At 71.1% G+C, this 16,037-nt stretch carries 17 protein-coding genes and 1 pseudogene; 5 read left to right on the top strand and 13 right to left on the bottom strand.

Going from position 1 to position 16,037, the window contains the following annotated elements:
* The 7 genes and pseudogenes from PFX91_RS22400 to acs all read right to left on the bottom strand — a co-directional run.
* The coding region (locus PFX91_RS22400) for a hypothetical protein (protein ID WP_285735006.1) at positions 1-330 on the bottom strand (330 nt) is incomplete at its 3' end.
* 52 nt (positions 331-382) lie between these two features.
* On the bottom strand, positions 383-868 hold the full coding sequence (locus PFX91_RS22395; RefSeq protein ID WP_285735004.1) for a SixA phosphatase family protein: 486 nt from the start codon (positions 866-868) through the stop codon (positions 383-385).
* Positions 869-1,165: 297 nt separating this feature from the next.
* Positions 1,166-3,580: a sodium-translocating pyrophosphatase gene (locus PFX91_RS22390; protein WP_285735013.1), complete on the bottom strand. Its 2,415-nt coding sequence runs from the start codon at positions 3,578-3,580 to the stop codon at positions 1,166-1,168.
* 631 nt (positions 3,581-4,211) lie between these two features.
* Positions 4,212-4,745, bottom strand: a complete 534-nt coding sequence (locus PFX91_RS22385; protein ID WP_285735012.1) for a DUF309 domain-containing protein — start codon at positions 4,743-4,745, stop codon at positions 4,212-4,214.
* A 96-nt stretch (positions 4,746-4,841) separates the two neighbouring features.
* Positions 4,842-5,588 (bottom strand): annotated as a pseudogene (locus PFX91_RS22380) (alpha/beta fold hydrolase); the annotation flags it as partial.
* Positions 5,589-5,702: 114 nt separating this feature from the next.
* On the bottom strand, positions 5,703-6,188 hold the full coding sequence (locus PFX91_RS22375; RefSeq protein WP_285735002.1) for a phage holin family protein: 486 nt from the start codon (positions 6,186-6,188) through the stop codon (positions 5,703-5,705).
* 183 nt (positions 6,189-6,371) lie between these two features.
* Positions 6,372-8,342, bottom strand: coding sequence for an acetate--CoA ligase (gene acs, locus PFX91_RS22370; protein WP_285735000.1), 1,971 nt, complete (start codon positions 8,340-8,342; stop codon positions 6,372-6,374).
* 199 nt (positions 8,343-8,541) lie between these two features.
* On the opposite strand from acs, the gene PFX91_RS22365 reads away from it, so the two are divergent.
* The 5 genes from PFX91_RS22365 (at position 8,542) to PFX91_RS22345 (ending at position 13,927) form a co-directional block, all read left to right on the top strand.
* Positions 8,542-9,354: a Fic family protein gene (locus tag PFX91_RS22365; RefSeq protein ID WP_285734998.1), complete on the top strand. Its 813-nt coding sequence runs from the start codon at positions 8,542-8,544 to the stop codon at positions 9,352-9,354.
* Between the two features lie 857 nt (positions 9,355-10,211).
* Complete coding sequence (gene ssd, locus PFX91_RS22360) at positions 10,212-11,369, top strand: septum site-determining protein Ssd (protein WP_285734996.1); 1,158 nt, start codon at positions 10,212-10,214, stop codon at positions 11,367-11,369.
* Positions 11,366-12,517: a TadA family conjugal transfer-associated ATPase gene (locus PFX91_RS22355; protein WP_285734994.1), complete on the top strand. Its 1,152-nt coding sequence runs from the start codon at positions 11,366-11,368 to the stop codon at positions 12,515-12,517. Before ssd ends, PFX91_RS22355 begins: the two co-directional genes overlap by 4 nt.
* Entirely contained in the window at positions 12,502-13,185 is a 684-nt protein-coding gene (locus PFX91_RS22350; RefSeq protein ID WP_285734992.1) for a type II secretion system F family protein, read from the top strand. Before PFX91_RS22355 ends, PFX91_RS22350 begins: the two co-directional genes overlap by 16 nt.
* A gap of 34 nt (positions 13,186-13,219) precedes the next feature.
* The gene (locus PFX91_RS22345; RefSeq protein WP_285734990.1) at positions 13,220-13,927 is read left to right on the top strand and encodes a type II secretion system F family protein; all 708 of its coding nucleotides are present in this window, start codon (positions 13,220-13,222) and stop codon (positions 13,925-13,927) included.
* Positions 13,928-14,025: 98 nt separating this feature from the next.
* Here the strand turns inward: PFX91_RS22345 and PFX91_RS22340 are convergent, their stop codons facing one another.
* The 6 genes from PFX91_RS22340 to PFX91_RS22315 all read right to left on the bottom strand — a co-directional run bounded on the left by PFX91_RS22340 (position 14,026) and on the right by PFX91_RS22315 (position 15,984).
* Entirely contained in the window at positions 14,026-14,220 is a 195-nt protein-coding gene (locus PFX91_RS22340; protein ID WP_285734988.1) for a hypothetical protein, read from the bottom strand.
* Between the two features lie 34 nt (positions 14,221-14,254).
* A complete protein-coding gene (locus PFX91_RS22335; RefSeq protein ID WP_285734986.1) occupies positions 14,255-14,701 on the bottom strand; it encodes a hypothetical protein in 447 nt (148 codons plus the stop codon).
* Positions 14,701-15,054 (bottom strand): Rv3654c family TadE-like protein, encoded by a 354-nt coding sequence (locus tag PFX91_RS22330; RefSeq protein WP_285735010.1) that lies wholly within the window; start codon positions 15,052-15,054, stop codon positions 14,701-14,703. The genes PFX91_RS22335 and PFX91_RS22330 overlap by 1 nt, the downstream gene beginning before the upstream one ends.
* Positions 15,055-15,059: 5 nt before the next feature.
* The gene (locus PFX91_RS22325; protein WP_285734984.1) at positions 15,060-15,359 is read right to left on the bottom strand and encodes a TadE family type IV pilus minor pilin; all 300 of its coding nucleotides are present in this window, start codon (positions 15,357-15,359) and stop codon (positions 15,060-15,062) included.
* 28 nt (positions 15,360-15,387) lie between these two features.
* Positions 15,388-15,582, bottom strand: a complete 195-nt coding sequence (locus PFX91_RS22320; protein WP_285734982.1) for a DUF4244 domain-containing protein — start codon at positions 15,580-15,582, stop codon at positions 15,388-15,390.
* Between the two features lie 135 nt (positions 15,583-15,717).
* The gene (locus tag PFX91_RS22315; protein WP_285734980.1) at positions 15,718-15,984 is read right to left on the bottom strand and encodes a hypothetical protein; all 267 of its coding nucleotides are present in this window, start codon (positions 15,982-15,984) and stop codon (positions 15,718-15,720) included.
* Between the last annotated feature and the right edge of the window lie 53 nt (positions 15,985-16,037).

The raw sequence follows: 16,037 nt of genomic DNA, 5'->3' as shown, positions 1-16,037 counted from the left end.
CAAGAAGCAACCGTTCTTCCCGTACGAGTCCCAACCGTTTCCGGTTGCTTTTCCGTGGAAGACGTCTGCGTTTCCGCTTTGTTGTGTCTTCACTTTATCAGGGGTTCCGTTGCCCGCCAAATCAGCGGTTCCGGTGTCCTTGATCGGAGTGAAGCCCGTTGGGTTCTTCCGAAGCCTACCGGTCCACGACACTGCTCGAACCGGATGTGTTTCGGAGGAATTCCTCTGCGTCGGCACGACCGCGGATGAATCGCGTTCGTTTCGCTCGACGTGAGGGGATGTCGCGACCTCTCTCGGCCTGGGGCCGTTCGAAGGCGACTCGGAGAACACTACCCCCCTTCCCCGAGTCAGGCAACTCGAAGCTTGAGTGGTGTGCGTCACGCTAGTTCAGCAGTCTCCCGGAGCCGGTTCCCGGAGCGGCGTACAGCCACTCCACCTCCACCTCGATCGCGGCGACGGTGGCCGGCTCGTAGGCGGCCAGGGCCGAGGGACCGACGAAGGATGCCGCCAGCTGCGCCACCGTGGGGTTGTGCGCCACGACCAGGACCGTGTCCGCGTCGGGGTCCACGTGGTTCACCGACTCCAGGAGCGCGTCGGGTCCCGCCGAGTACACGGCCTCGGAGTAGTCCACCTCCGGCGGCGTCGCCAGGTCCATCGCCTCCAGTACCCCGTCCAGGGTCTGTCGGGTCCGCCGGGCCGCCGAGCAGATGACGTGGTCGGGTGCGTATCCCAGCTCGGCGAGCAGACGTCCGACCGTCTCCGCCTGGCCGCGCCCGTGGTCGGTGAGCGCCCGGTCGAAGTCTCGGAGCCCGTGCCCGCTCTCCGCGCTGGCGTGTCTCATGAGCAGCAGGGTGCGTGTGTCGCTCATGGGCTCACGTTCGTCGCGATGATGGCGAGGACGCCGATGAAGGTGACCATGATCCCCACAACGATGAGCAAACCCTTCATTCCTGACATCAGGCACCGCTCCCTCCTGTTCGGGTGCCTCGACGACACCCCAGGCTAGGCGCTCCACGGGGTCCTCCCACGGCACCCCCCTCACAACGGTGTGGCCGTCCGGGAGGTTCCGGACGGCCACACCGGCCCTTCCATGAGCGGCACGGGGAGATCGGTCACGGGGAACCGGTCCTCCCGTGGTCATCGGCTCCTTCTCGGAGCCCTCCGTCTACGTGCCCTCGCCGGTGCGAGCCTCCTCCTTGCGGTCACCGGAGTCGGCGACGTCCTTCTCTCCGTCGTCGCCGTCCGAGGAGGCGCCCTCCACCGGGGAGGCGCCGCCGGTCCCCCGCTCGGGGGTTCCTTGAGGAGTGGACCGGTCGCCGATCTCGGCGAGCCGGGTCTCGGTCCCACCACCACGGCGCTTGGACCACAGGATCGCGCCGACGAGCACGCCCACCGCGATCACGGTCACGCCCACCCGGAGGGCGACGTTGTCCGCGTAGATCACCACACTGGGCGCCACGATCAGTGCGACGAGGTTCATGACCTTGAGCAGCGGGTTGATGGCCGGGCCGGCGGTGTCCTTGAAGGGGTCGCCGACGGTGTCGCCGATGACGGTGGCCTCGTGGGCCTCCGAGCCCTTGCCCCCGTGGTGTCCGTCCTCCACGAGTTTCTTGGCGTTGTCCCAGGCGCCACCGGAGTTGGCCAGGAAGACCGCCATGAGCACGCCCGCGGCGATGGCCCCGCCGAGGAAGGCGCCCAGCGGCGCGTAACCCAGGGCGAAGCCGACCGCGATCGGCGCGAGCACGGCCAGCAGACCCGGGGTGACCAGCTCCCGCAGGGAGTCCTTGGTGCAGATGTCGACCACGCGCGCGTACTCGGGCTTCTCCGTGCCGTCCATGATCCCCGGGCGGGTGCGGAACTGGTCGCGCACCTCCAACACCACGCGGCCCGCGGCGCGGCCGACCGCCATGATGGCCAGTCCGGAGAAGAAGAACACCACGCTGGCGCCGATGATGACGCCGACGAGCACGTCCGGCTGGTCCAGGGAGAGGGAGAACATCTCGGTGTCGCCGAGTCGCTCCTGCACGGACGTGCGGAAGGCGCCGAACAACGCGGTCGCGGCCAGGACGGCGGTCGCGATGGCGATGCCCTTGGTGATCGCCTTGGTGGTGTTGCCCACGGCGTCGAGCCCGGTGAGGATCTCGGCGCCCGGCCCCTCCACGTCACCCGACATCTCGGCGATGCCCTGGGCGTTGTCGGAGACCGGTCCGAAGGTGTCCATCGCCACGATGATGCCGACGGTGGTGAGCAGACCCGTTCCGGCCAGGGCGACGGCGAACAGGCTCAGGGTGATCGAGCCGCCTCCGAGCAGGAAGGCGGCGTAGACCGCGCCGGCGATGAGCAGGGCGGAGTAGACGGCCGACTCCAGTCCCACGGAGATGCCCGAGAGGATGACGGTCGCCGCACCGGTCTCGGAGCTGTTGCCGATGTCGCGGACGGGGCGCCGGTCCGTCTCGGTGAAGTAGCCGGTGAGCAGCTGGATGGCGGCGGCCAGGACCAGGCCGATGAGGACCGCGGCGATGGCGATGACCCTCGGGTCCGGGTCGGTTCCCGCCGCCTCGATCTCGGCCAGGACCTGCGGGCTGACGCCGGACAGCTCCTGGAAGCTGGAGGGCAGGTACCACAGGGCGGTGCCGACGACGAGCACCGCGGAGATGGCCGCGGAGAGGAAGAAGCCGCGGTTGATGGCCGACATCGCCGACTTGTCCCGAGCGCGGGGAGCGACCAGGAAGATGCCGATGATGGCGGTGATCACGCCGATCATGGGGACCAGGAGCGGGAACACCAGTCCTTCGGTGCCGAAGGCGACCCGTCCCAGGATCAGCGAGGCCACGAGTACGACCGCGTAGGACTCGAAGAGGTCGGCGGCCATACCGGCGCAGTCGCCCACGTTGTCGCCCACGTTGTCGGCGATGGTGGCGGCGTTGCGAGGGTCGTCCTCGGGGATGCCCTGCTCAACCTTGCCGACGAGGTCGGCTCCGACGTCGGCGGCCTTGGTGAAGATGCCGCCGCCCACACGCATGAACATGGCGAGGAGGGCCGCGCCGAAGCCGAAGCCCTCCAGGACGATGGGCGCGTCGCCCCGGTAGAGGAGCACGACGACGGCGGCTCCGAACAGACCGAGGCCGACGGTGATCATGCCCGCGACGCCACCGGTGCGGAAGGCGATGCGCATGGCGGTGTGGTTGGAGGCGTCGTCGCCGCCCCGGGCCGCCGCGGCGACCCGGACGTTACCGCGCACGGCCAGCCACATGCCGATGAAGCCGGTCGCCGCCGACAGCACGGCGCCGAGGGCGAAGAAGACCGAGCGCCCGATGGCGATGCCCCAGGAGTCGGCTGGGAGCAGAAGCAGCAGGAGGGGGATGACGACGATGAACACCGCGAGGGTGCGGAACTGCCGTTTCAGGTAGGCCGCCGCCCCCTCCTGCACCGCGACGGCGATGTTGCGCATTCGCTCCGTGCCCTGTCCCGCGGCGAGGACCTCACGTACCAGCATTCCCGCGACCGCGAGCGCCAGAAGCGCCACCACCATGACGATGATGACAAGGGTGAAATCTGTACCCGCCAGTGATAGGGCCATGCCGCTTCCAGCGGCGAGGTTGAGCCCAGACAAATCCGTCCTCCTTGAGAAGGGCACGACCTTTTCGGCCCCATCCACCGGAAAACGCGTGGAGCGGTTCGCCGTAGGGGCGCCGGTCCCACCCGCGGCCGTGGACGTACCGCCGTCCGGAAGGAGCCTGAGCCGGCCCGACGGCACGCTTGGCGGGGTCGAAGCGGTGCCACCTCGGGTTGTGGTGCGTACTGCCCGTGCCTTGTGCTCACGGGCGGTGATCCGGGGATTCTACGCACGACACAGCACGAATATGAGATCCGGTCCGGGATTTCTTCAAGGCAATCCGAAGATGTGATCTTCCGGTGATCTCAAAAAGAGGATGAATGCCTTTATCAGTAGAATAGTTCTTGCATAACATCGCATAATGCCACAACACGATGTTAACGCTAAAGCTCACATAAGGGCATGAATCGGGAACGCGCATCGCGGGTCCGGCGACCGCGGACCGAACGAGGAGGGAGCGACCGTCCGACACGGGATCCACCGTCCACAGACGGTTCGAACCTCCCCGACCTCCGTCCGTACCCAACGCCGCCCTCAGGGGAGAAGGGGCACGAGCCGCGAGACCACCGAGCGGTACCGCGTCCCGACGTCCGGGCTAGCGGCCGAGCAGTCGCATCCCCGAAGGGTCGATGCCCTCTCCCGGCCGGGCGCGCCCCGCCTCCAGCTCGTCGGCCAGGGCACGGGCGAAGGCCGCGACACCGGCCACGTCCACACCATGGGGAGCGTCCGGTCCGAACGGCTCCACACGCTCCGCGCCCCTCCTGAGAAGACGCGCGGCACCGATCATGTTGCCGCGCTGCGCGTGGGTGAGGCCCACGGCCGTCTGGGCCAGACCGCGCCACAGTTCCCGTTCGGGGTCGGGCGCCGACTTCCACACGGCTTCGAGGACTTCGTGGGCGGTGAAAGCGTACCCCGCGTCGAGCAGCCTCTGGGCCTCGTGGAGTCCTTCCTCCGCGGAGAACACCGCGTCGTCCGGGACCCGTTCGACCTCGCCCTTGCTCCCGTGCGGCATCGGCCGCCCGTAACGGTCACGGGGACGCTGGTTCTGGGCCTGCCCGGTGACGTTGCGGTCCCGGTCGCCCGTCGGGCCTCCCGGGCTTCGCCGGCCGCCCACGGATTCCGCCGTCATCAGCGCCTCACCACCGTTTCCCTCCGCCCCTGAGAGCGTCATCGGCCTTTCCGGCGAGACCCGCGCCAGCCACTCCACGAGCGCGCGCGAGACCTCTTCGGGGCGTTCCTCGTGCGGGAAGTGCCCCGCCCCCGGAACCTGCCTCCAACGGTAGGGCCCCGTGACCATCCGTCGCGCGGCACCCGCCACCTCGGGGGGACAGACCGGGTCCAGGGCCCCGTGCACCTGGAGGACGGGCACACGCACGGGCGCGCGCATCCTGGAGTTGTGGCGCAGGCCGTCCGAACGCCACCGTGACCGGAAGATCCAGCGATGGTACTCCAAGGAGCAGTGGGAGACCTTCGGAATGGCGAAGGCCCTCCGGTAGCGTTCCTCCGCCTCGGCGTCCGGCCATCCCGGCGCCGACCACTCCCGCAGCAGTTCCCCCAGACGCACGCCTCCGTCCGTCAGGAGCCGGTGTTCGGGGAGGATCGGCACCTGGGCCTTGAGCATGTGGCGGACACCGGGGCCACCGGAGGCCAGGACCCGCACGGCGTGACGCGGGTGCGGCGACGACACCACGGCCAGAGCGCGCACGGCCTCCGGGTGGTAGACGGCCATGGTCCAGCCGATGAGGCCGCCCACCCCGTGCCCCACCACCACCGCGTCCCGTGAACCGAGCGCCCCGACCAGCCCCGCGGCGTCCTGGGCGAGGGTGACGAGGTCGTATCCACGCGGAGGCTTGTCACTGGCGCCGTAACCGCGCAGGTCCACGGCCGCGGCGCGATATCCGGCCTCGGAGAGCGCGGTCAGCTGGGACCTCCAGGCCCACCAGAACTGGGGGAACCCGTGCAGGAGGAGCACCAACGGCCCCTCACCCGCTTCGGCGACGTGGAACCGCGCTCCCGCCGCGCCGACGGTCCTGTGGGTCCAGGGCCCGTCGACGTAGGCGCAGGAGTCGTCCAACACGGCGCGGGGCTAGCGGGCCACGGGAGCGGACGTCTCGGCGGAGTCGGTGGTGGCGACGTCGCCCTTCGGCGGGCGGATGTCTCCACGCAGGATGCCCGGGATGCGGGAGGCCGTCAGCGTGGTACGCCGCAGACCCTCGCGCTTGCGAAGGACGACGATGGCGTACACCGCGAAGACGACGGCGAGCAGCAGGTAGGCGAGCGTGACGATGCCGAAGGAGGCCCAGCCCGGGAGGCCGAACACCTCGTACAGGAGGAAGGCGACGGTCACCGAGAGGAGGATGACGAAGATGTGGGCGAGGACCGCCACGATCGCGAAACCGGCGATACCCTTGCCGACCTTGACCGCGTCGGCCTTGGCCTCCATCTTGGCCAGCTTGAGCTCCAGGCTCACCAGCCGGGAGAGGTTGCCGGTGGCGTCTGAGACCAGTTCACTGATGGAGCGGTCGGCGTCCTTGGCGGCGCCAGGTGCACCGGTACCCGGCTGATGCGCCATCGTGGCGGTTCCCTTCTGTCGGTCCGAACGCACGGATGATCCTCCGCATCCTCGCACATACCCCGTCTCTGGTGTCCTGCACGGCACGCGCAAGGACGCCTCACGTTTCGCCACAGGGGCGGACAAAGGTCGCCGTGGGGCGGGCCGAGGAGGGTTTCTCCGCGCGACGACCGATCCGGCCGCTCAGTCCTCCTTCTTGACGGAGGGCAACTGCTTGGCGATGACCTCCATGATCGAGGAGTCGGTCAGCGTGGAGGTGTCGCCGACGGCCCGGTTCTCGGCGATGTCGCGCAGCAGGCGCCGCATGATCTTGCCCGAACGGGTCTTGGGCAGTTCGGGGACGGCCAGGAGCCGGGCGGGCTTGGCGATCGGGCCGAGCGAGGCCCCGACATGGTCGCGCAGCTCCCGGACCAGGTCCTCGGGGACCTCCTCCCCACCGCCGCGCAGGATGACGAAGCCGACGATGGCCTGTCCCGTGACCTTGTCGGTGGCTCCGACGACCGCGGCCTCGGCCACGCGCGGGTGGGAGACCAGCGCGGACTCGACCTCGGTGGTGGAGATGTTGTGGCCGGAGACGAGCATGACGTCGTCCACCCGGCCCAACAGCCACAGGTCGCCGTCCTTGTCCTTCTTCGCGCCGTCACCGGCGAAGTACAGGCCCTCGAAGCGGGACCAGTAGGTCTCCTTGTAGCGCTCGGGGTCGCCCCAGATGCCGCGGAGCATGGAGGGCCAGGGCTCTCGGATGACGAGGAAGCCGCCTCCGCCGTGGGGAACGGACTCGCCCGACTCGTCCACGACGTCGGCGACGACGCCCGGAACGGCGCGCATGGCGGCACCCGGCTTGCCCTCGGTGACACCGGGCAGCGGGCTGACCATGATGGCGCCGGTCTCGGTCTGCCACCACGTGTCCACGACCGGGGTGCGGTCACCGCCGATGTTCTTGCGGTACCAGACGTAGGCCTCGGGGTTGATGGGCTCGCCCACCGAGCCGATGACGCGCAGGCTGGACAGGTCGAACTTGGCGGGGATGTCCTCTCCCCACTTCATGAAGGTGCGGATCGCCGTGGGGGCCATGTAGGCGATGGTGACCTTGTACTTCTCGATGATCTCCCAGAAGCGTCCCTTGTGCGGGGTGTCCGGGGTGCCCTCGTACAGGACCGTGGTGGCCGCGTTGGCGAGCGGGCCGTAGACGATGTAGGAGTGGCCGGTCACCCAGCCGATGTCGGCCGCGCACCAGTAGACGTCGGTCTCGGGCTTGAGGTCGAAGACCGCCCAGTGGGTGTAGGCGACCTGGGTGAGGTAACCGCCCGTGGTGTGCAGGATGCCCTTCGGCCTGGCCGTGGTGCCGCTGGTGTACATGATGTACAGCGGGTCCTCGGCGTCGTGCGCCTGCGGGGTGTGCTCGGTGCTCTGGGACTCCACGGCCTCGTGCCACCACACGTCGCGGTCGGTCCACTCCACGTCCTGCCCGGTGCGGCGGACGACGAGGACGTTCTCGACCGCGGGACGGTCGGCGACCGCCGCGTCCACCGTGGACTTGAGGGCGCTGGGCTTGCCCCTGCGGTAGCCTCCGTCGGCCGTGACGACGAGCTTGGCCTGACTGTCGTCGAGGCGCTGGCCGAGGGCGTCCACGGAGAAGCCGCCGAAGACGACCATGTGCACGGCGCCGATACGGGCGCACGCGAGCATGGCCACGACCGTCTCGGGGATCATCGGCATGTAGATGGCGACCCGGTCGCCCTTGCCCACGCCGAGTTCGGTCAGGGCGTTGGCGGCCTGGCAGACCATGTCCTTGAGTTCGGCGTAGGTGATGGTCCGACTGTCACCGGGCTCGCCCTCCCAGTGGTAGGCGACGCGCTCGCCCAGGCCGTTGGCCACGTGCCTGTCCACACAGTTGACGGAGGCGTTGATCTTGCCTCCGACGAACCATTTGGCGTAGGGAGGGTCCCACTCCAGCACGGTGTCCCAGGTCCGCTCCCACTGGAGTTCGCGGGCCTTCTCCTCCCAGAACGCGAGCCGGTCCGCCTCGGCCTCGGCGTAGGCGTCGGCCTTGACGTTGGCGTGGGCGGCGAGATCCTCCGGCGGAGGGAAGCTGCGCGTCTCGTGGAGAAGGTTGGACAGTGTCTCCTGGCTCGGGGGAGTGCTGTCGGCCACTGTGACTCTCCTTACGTAGGCTGGTTCACACCCAATTAATCATGAGGCGTGTTCGCACGTGAACAGCGGAACCCCCACGCAGCGGCGGGGATGTCCCCGCTCGCGACGAACGGTCGGTGAACGGTCGCCCGGCGACGACGAGCGGTCCCCGGGTGCTGGTGGGACCCATCGGCGTTACCGGCGCGTAGTGTTGGTTTCCGTGAGCCAATCGACTTCTGCCTCCGCACCCGATCCGTTGGCCCGGATCGCCGAACTCCCCGGTGTGGCCGACGCGATCGCCGAGACACGGACCCTGGTCGACCGACTGTTGGGGCACCGCGTGTTGCGGCGCCGCAGCAGCGACGTGTCCATGGAGTCCTCGTTGCGCGGCGCGTGCGCGTCGGCGGCCCTGGAGGGCGCCGAGGTCGCGATGGACGAGATCCGCGAGGGGCACGTGTACGACACGCGCATCAAGGGCGCGTTGCGGGTCTCGGGGGAACTGGGGAGCCTGGTGGACACCTGGCCGAAGGCGCCCCGGCAGGTACTGGCCCGTCTGCACACGCTCGCCGCGGCGGACGCGGTGTCCGACGAGGCCCTGGGGCGTCCGCGCATGGCCGGGGAGCGGGTCGAGGACCCGTTGGAGCTGGGTCCCGCGCCGGCCCCGGAGGTGGCCCTGGCCCGGATGGAGGGCCTGTACGCGCTTCTGGGCGCGCGCACGTCCGTTCCGGCCCTGGTGACCTCGGCCCTGGTGCACGGCGAACTGATGGCCGTTCGACCGTTCGGATGGGGCGACGGTCTGGTGGCGCGCGCGGCCGAGCGGCTGACCCTCGTGGAGCGGGGGTTGGACCCCAAGTCCTTGGTGCCGTCGGAGCTGGGGCACCAGACCCTGCGGGAGGAGTACGCGCCGGCGCTGCGCGGTTACATGGGCGGCACGCCCGAGGGTGTGGCCGGATGGGTGGTGTACTGCTGCCGTGCGGTCCACGCCGGGGCACAGGACTCCTTGGCCACCTGTGAAGCCCTCAAGCGCGGCTAGGGTGCGCCCGAAAAGGTTGCGACAAGACAACTGTGCTCCACCGAAAGGTTGAAGTCTAATCTTTCTGCCCTCCGGCGAAGACAGAAAGATATCGTTTTGGTCACACCCTCTGGTTCGTGAATACCGCGGATCGCGCAGAGCCCCCGTGCACACAAGTCCGACGACGCCCCGACTTATCTTGCGGGGCGTCGTCTCCGGCGCGTTCCACCGGGTTATCAGGCGTCCTTACCAATGGTCTGACCAGGCATTCCCTTGGTCTGTCCGGCCTAGACGGGCCTCACGGGGCCAAGTGGCGCGTGGGTTCCCGGCTGACGCGTCGGGGTGGTTCTCAGCCACCGACTGCTTTCTTTCTATGTCTTCCAGCCGGCTATGAAAAGGGGCTTGGTCCAAGTTTTTCCCTTGGATTCCCAAAGCAATAAGCATGGCCTCGTGGTAACGTTTGCCCCGTCGTTCTTCGGAGGGGTGGTCAACACCATCCCACTCGGTGTGGCCATTTCGCGTTCGGGTGGACGCGCCCCTTCAGGGAACGGCGGTGAATCCGGACCTTCGGCGGTCGCCAGAGCATGTCTTTGCGCGGACCCCTGCCCCGAGAGCGGAGCCGGTTCGTCCCCCCGGGACCGGTGTCCACGTGGCGCCCCGTCCCTCCCCCTGAAGGCGGGTCCCCACGTCCGCTCCCCTCGCCTGTCGGGCGGGGATGCGTGCCCGCCCCCGAGTGCGCATCCCCACCCGCCGGGTGAGCCGTCGCCTGAGGACGATCGTGGTCGGACCCTCGGGTTTTCCACAGCCTCCGCGAGGGGCTTCTCCCACGCCGCGGGGTCGGCGAAGGTCGAGGAAAGCCCCTCGCCCCGGAGGATCCCGTGGACATCCGGCAACGTCCCCTGCTCGTGACCGCCGACCCCCTGCTTCTCGACGACCTCCTCAGACTGGCCACCGCGGCCTCCACCGAGGTCACCGTCTCCCGCACGCCCGACCGGGCGCTGAGCCTGTGGCCGCACGCCCCCCTCGTCGTGGTCGGTGCCGACCTGCGCTCGGTCCTGCGCGACGCCGACCCGCCGCCGGCCCGCCACGTGGTCGTGGTGCGACGCGCACAGGACCCGCCCGGAGCGCCCCACGACGGCGCGGAGCCCCCGTCCACGCCGAAGGCGGGGCCGTCCGGTCATCGGGGAGATCCTTCGGCCGGGCCGGACGGAGAACGCCTCCTCCTGTTGCCCCGGGACGAGACGGCGCTGGTGGAGCTGTTCACGCGAGCCTCGACCCCGGACCGGGCGCCCGCACCCCTGGTGTCCGTGCTCGGAGGCCGTGGGGGCGCCGGGGCCAGCCTGCTGGCGGTCGCCCTCGCCCTCGCCGGCGAACGCGCGGGACGTTCCACCGCCCTGTTGGACGCCGACCCACTGGGATGCGGCTCCGACCTCTACCTCGGGTGCGACCAGGAGCCCCACCCCGGTCCGTATGGCCGGACCGGCCGGACCGGATGGAACGACCTGCTGCGCCGCAGCGGCCACGTGCCCTGGCGGGACCTGCGTCCCGGCCTGCCCGGCACCCCGGGGATCTCGGTACTGACGTGGACCCGTGGACACGAACCCTCGGGACCGTTGACGGTCGGGACGGTGCGCGCGGTCCTGTCCTCGGCCCGAAGCGGCGCCGATCTGGTGGTGGCCGACCTGCCGCGCTCGTTCGACCCGGCCACCGTCGTGTTCCTCAACCGCTCCGAGTTGGTACTGCTCGTCGTCCCGGCGGACGTGCCCTCGGTGGCGGCCGCCTCCCGGGTGCTCTCCCGACTACGGGAGGAGGCACGGGCCGTGCGGGTGGTGGTGCGCGGCGCCCGCGGCGAACTCAGCGCGGACGTGGTGGCGCACTCGCTGAAGGCGGTGCTGGGCGCCGACCTGCCGCCCGAACCGGGCCTCGCGCGGCTGCTCGACGCCGGTGACGTGCCCGCCCGCCATCCCCGCTCACCCCTGGCCCGCTTCTGCGACCGGCTGGTGGCCGGACTCGGCGCACCGGGACGGGAACGGTGAGCGCCCTGGTGGAGGCCGTGCGCAACCGCCTGGTGGCCTCCGGGGCACCGGTGAGCCCGTCCAACGTCGCCGCGGCGCTGCGCGCGGAGGGGGGACTGCTCGGCGACACCGAGGTCCTGTCCATGACCCGCCGTCTGGCCGCCGAACTGTCGGGAGCCGGACCGTTGGAGGAACTCATGGTCGGCGAGGTCACCGACGTCCTCGTCAACGGCCCCGACGAGGTGTGGGTGGACGACGGCGGGGGACTGCGCCGGACCGAGGTGCGGTTCGCGTCGGAGGAGGCGGTGCGCCGGCTGGCGCAGCGGTTGGCGGCCCAGGCGGGGCGGCGTCTGGACGCGGCCGTGCCCTACGTGGACGCCCGCCTTCCCGGGGGAGCCCGGCTGCACGCGGTCCTGCCACCGGTGGCGCCCTCCGGTACCTGTGTGTCCCTGCGCCTGCCGCCCCAAAGGACGTTCACCCTGGAGGGGTTGACCGACCGTGGCATGGTGACCCCACGTGGAGCGGCCCTGCTCGGGGCGCTGGTCACCGGGCGCGCGCCCTTTCTGGTCACGGGCGGCACGGGCACCGGGAAGACCACCCTGTTGTCCTGTCTGCTGTCCCTGGTGGACCCGCGGGAGCGGATCGTCCTGGCCGAGGACTCCCCCGAACTGCGTCCCGAGCACCCGCACGTGGTCCGGCTCCAGACCCGTCCGGCCAACATCGAGGGCAGCGGTGAGGTCTGCCTGCGGACCCTGGTCCGTCAGGCGTTGCGGATGCGCCCGGACAGACTGGTGGTGGGTGAGGCCCGTGGTCCGGAGATCGTGTCCCTCCTGGAGGCCCTGAACACCGGGCACGAGGGCGGGGCGGGGACCCTGCACGCCAACAGCGCGGGCGACGTGCCCGCCAGGATCGAGGCACTGGGTTGCGCGGCGGGATTGGACCGGGCCGCCGTGCACAGTCGCCTGGCCGCCACAGGGGTCATGATCGTGCACCTGGTCCGGGGTTCCGAGGGGCGCAGGCTCGCCGAACTCCGGGTGCTGCGTCGTGACGGGTCGGGGTGGGTGCGGTCGGTGCCCGCGGTGTCCTTCGACCCCGACGGCACCTGCCGGGAGCACCCCGGGGCGGAGGAGGTGGCGGCCCGGTTGGGCGGGGGGTGGCGACGGTGCTGAGCGCCCTGGTGGCCTGTGCGGCGGCCCTGGTGCTGCTGTCCCTGTTCCCCGACGCCGCCCGCGACCGCCTGGGACGTGTACTGGGCCGCCCCCGGGCGCCGACGATCCGGCGCACCGGGTGGCGGGTGCCGTCGGTCCGCGCCGGGGGGAGCGCGGACCGACGCCGCGCGGTGGTGATGCTGTGCCGGGTGCTGGCCGCGGAGTTGCGGGCCGGACAGCCGCCCCAGGAGGCCCTCCGCGTGGCCGCCGCCGAGGCGGGGCCTCTGGTGGGTCCGGTGGCGGCCGACGCGGAGTCGCTACGTCTTGCGGCCGGCCGCGATCCCGACCTGTGGGCCCTGGCCTACCTGGCGGTGTGCTGGGAGGTGGCGGCGGACACCGGGGCGGGCCTGGCCGAGGTGGTGGACACGTTGGCGCGCGATCTCACCGAGCGGGAGGACCAACGGTCCGAGGCCATCGCCCGCACCAGCGGGCCGCGCGCCACCGCGTTCGTGCTCACCGGGCTGCCGCTGGTCGGTACGGCGATGTCCCTCGCCTTGGGAGGGTCGCCGTTGGCCTTCCTGTTCACCACACCCCTGGGCCTGACGTGCCTGGTGCTCGGGGTGGCCCTGGACGCTCTCGGAGTCTGGTGGACCCTGCGCATGGTGCGCTCGGCGACCGCCGCCGTCTGAACGCCTTCACCCGACGTAGAGGAAGGGATCACGGATGTTCCTGATGGTCGCGGCGGTGTGCGCGGCGGCCGGCGCGTGGACGCTGTCGGGTGCGGGGCCGGCGCATCGGTTGCGTCCGCCCTCCCCCTCGCCTCCCCGGAAGGGATCGCCGCTCCGGCGATGGGGACCGCTCCTGGCGGGGGCGGTCGTACTCGTGACGGCCACGATGACGTTCGGCGTGCTCGGATGCCTCCTCACGGCCGGCGCCGGGGCGGCCCTGTGGATACGTGCCCGGAGGGCCGCCGCCCGCCCGAAGCGACTGCCGGTGACCTCGGACCTGCCCGTGGTCATCGGACTGATCGCTGCGGGCGTCCGCGCCGGGGCGACGGTCCCCGCCTGCCTCACAGCGGTCTCCCGCGCGGCACGGGGCGGACTGGGCGAGGAGCTGTCGGCGGTGGCCGAACAGTTGCGGCTGGGCGCGGAACCGGCCGAGGCGTGGCGGCGTCCCGCGCTTCCCGAACCGTTGGCCTCGGTGGGACGGGACCTGACACGGGCCGCGGACACGGGGGCACCGGTCGCCGAACTCCTGGACCGACACGCGGCGGATCTGCGCAGGGCCCTGCGGGCGCGGAGCACGGCCCGGGTCGAACGGTTGGGCGTGCTGGTCGTGGCTCCGCTGGGCCTGTGCTTCCTGCCCGCGTTCGTACTCCTCGGGATCGTCCCGATGGCCGCCGAACTCCTCTCCCGGGCCCTGGGCGGCTGACTCCTCGACACGGTCGGGGCGGCCTCGGGTTCCGGTGGTGGTCGCGACGTCCCGGTTCAAGGAGTGCGACGCGCTTCCAGGTCCGCGAGGACCGAACATCACCGGTCCCAGGGAGGCTCATCGCTGAACGAGCGGCGTACCTGCGGCTCATGCGGCAGGGGTGCGGCGACGCCGAGACCCGCCGGATCGTCGGCGTCGACGAACGCGTCGGCGGGAAGCGGTGCAACGGACGCGGCGCCGAGGACCGCGACGAAAAAGGCGGTGCCGCCCCTCACCACGGTGGTACCACCCACCGGCCCGCCCCGGCCATGAAGGAGCCCTCCGGTGTCAGTGGGGGCGGCCTCTCCCCTGGCGCCGCCGGCCCACGTACGGAGCGGGAAAACGCGGCCAGCCGACGGTCAACCGCAGGGCGGGCAGCACGGCGCACAGCAGCACGAGGATGCCGCAGGAGACATGTCCGATGATCCGGGAAACGGTATCGACCGGGTCGGGGGAGGCGACCGTGTGCCGCGACATCGGCCGTACGTGGACGGGTATCGGCGTGGCCGTCGGGGGAGCGAGCGCCGCTCGATGGACCGCCTCGGGAGGCGGCGCGGGCGATGGGAAGGCGAAGGTGCTCGCGGCCGGGGCGGTATACGCCCCGGGGGCCTCGGGGGAGGCGGTGTGCGGTGCGGACGCGGCGGTCGTGGGGCCGGGAGAGGGCGCGTCCCCGGACTGGCTCGGAGAACACAGCATGAGGGCGCACATCAGCAGGGGGGCGGGTACGGGGCTCATCACACTTCCTCGTGGGAGACGGCGGCGGGTCCGGCGCGGGCGCGCGCCATGACCCGCCGATCGATGAGGGACGAGGGGACCGAGACCACCACCTCCGCGAAGGGTCCGGTGAGGACGCAGGAGGTGAGGGAGGCCCGGTTGGCCTCGGCGGTGGCACGGGCCTTCGCACAGGCCCGCTCGGTACCGTGCACGGCGTCGGCGGCGGCCGTGAGCGCGGTGAGGTCGGCGGCGGTGGTGGCGCGGTCCCTGTCGAGCCGTGCCGTGGCCGTCGCCACGACGGCGAGGGTCACGAACCACAGCAGGGCGCTCAGGGCCGTCCACCAGACGGTGGCCGAACCGGAGTCGGAGCGCACGGGCATCAGCTCCCCGGTTCGCGTGGGACGGCGGCGCCGCCTTCCACCTCCACGGGAAGGGTGAGGGCGAGTCGGAGTTCGGTCCGTACGGTGACGCGGACCATGTCCCCGTCCTCGGCCAGGTCGACGTGGGCTTCGGCGGGCGCCGCGGACAGGGCCAGGGCGCGTGCCTGACCATGGGACTCCCCCCGAGCCAAAGCTCGGGCGCCCACACGCGCGGCGTCTGCGCAGGCGAGTCGAGCGGAGGCCGCCTCCACCGCCCCGAGTGCCACGCCCAGCACGAGCAGCAGGGAGGGCAGCGTCATCGCCGCCTCCGCCGTCACCGAGCCTCGGTCACAAGCCCGTGCTGAGCGCATTGACCACGAGGTTGGTGAGTGCCTCCCTGACCCCGCCGCTGGTGACGACGGCGTACAGGACTCCGGCGAACGCGACCGCTGTGACGGTGCACAGAGCGTATTCCGCCGTGGTCATGCCGGCGTCTGCGCCGGACGCGGCGGTGCGCGGGAACGGACGCGTGAGAACGGACATGGCAACCTCCCTGGTCGGGGCCGACGGGAACGCCGGTCCTCCTCTTCCAGGTTCGGACGGCCGAAGCCGCCGCGAAAGCCCCTTCCCCAGCCTGTGGACAACTCCGCGCGCCCGGTCACCCCCGCGCCGCCGGGTCTATGTGTCGGTGTGCTGGGCGGGTGGTGTGGTGTCGTCTGGTCCTTGGGGGTTGGTGTGTGCGGTGGTGGCCAAGGTGAACCAGGCGGTGGTTCCGTCGGGGGTGCTGGTCATGCCCCAGGTGGTGCCTTGGTCAAGGAGCAGGCGGGGGCCGCCGGTGTGGGACAGAAAGGTGACCTCGCCTTGCCCGAGGGAGCGGGGAGCCGCCTCGCCGTGGGGGGAGTCCAGTACGCGTACGTGGAGGGGGACCGGGCTGGTGATGACCACGCACGGTACGCCCGCGGGCACCTGCGGGGGCGGGGCCGGGGCTGGGGGTGGGG

The sequence above is a fragment of the Nocardiopsis sp. ATB16-24 genome (assembly GCF_030271535.1).
Classification (GTDB): Bacteria; Actinomycetota; Actinomycetes; order Streptosporangiales; family Streptosporangiaceae; genus Nocardiopsis.
This window is presented reverse-complemented; position numbering and strand designations above follow the sequence as displayed.

Bases quoted from the DNA above. Each gene is read 5' to 3' on its own strand.
- PFX91_RS22395 (WP_285735004.1), bottom strand. From the start codon at position 868: ATGAGCGACACACGCACCCTGCTGCTCATGAGACACGCCAGCGCGGAG.
- PFX91_RS22375 (WP_285735002.1), bottom strand. From the start codon at position 6,188: ATGGCGCATCAGCCGGGTACCGGTGCACCTGGCGCCGCCAAGGACGCC.
- PFX91_RS22345 (WP_285734990.1), top strand. From the start codon at position 13,220: ATGTTCCTGATGGTCGCGGCGGTGTGCGCGGCGGCCGGCGCGTGGACG.
- PFX91_RS22325 (WP_285734984.1), bottom strand. From the start codon at position 15,359: ATGACGCTGCCCTCCCTGCTGCTCGTGCTGGGCGTGGCACTCGGGGCG.
- PFX91_RS22385 (WP_285735012.1), bottom strand. From the start codon at position 4,745: ATGACGGCGGAATCCGTGGGCGGCCGGCGAAGCCCGGGAGGCCCGACG.
- PFX91_RS22335 (WP_285734986.1), bottom strand. From the start codon at position 14,701: ATGAGCCCCGTACCCGCCCCCCTGCTGATGTGCGCCCTCATGCTGTGT.
- PFX91_RS22320 (WP_285734982.1), bottom strand. From the start codon at position 15,582: ATGTCCGTTCTCACGCGTCCGTTCCCGCGCACCGCCGCGTCCGGCGCA.
- PFX91_RS22390 (WP_285735013.1), bottom strand. From the start codon at position 3,580: ATGGCCCTATCACTGGCGGGTACAGATTTCACCCTTGTCATCATCGTC.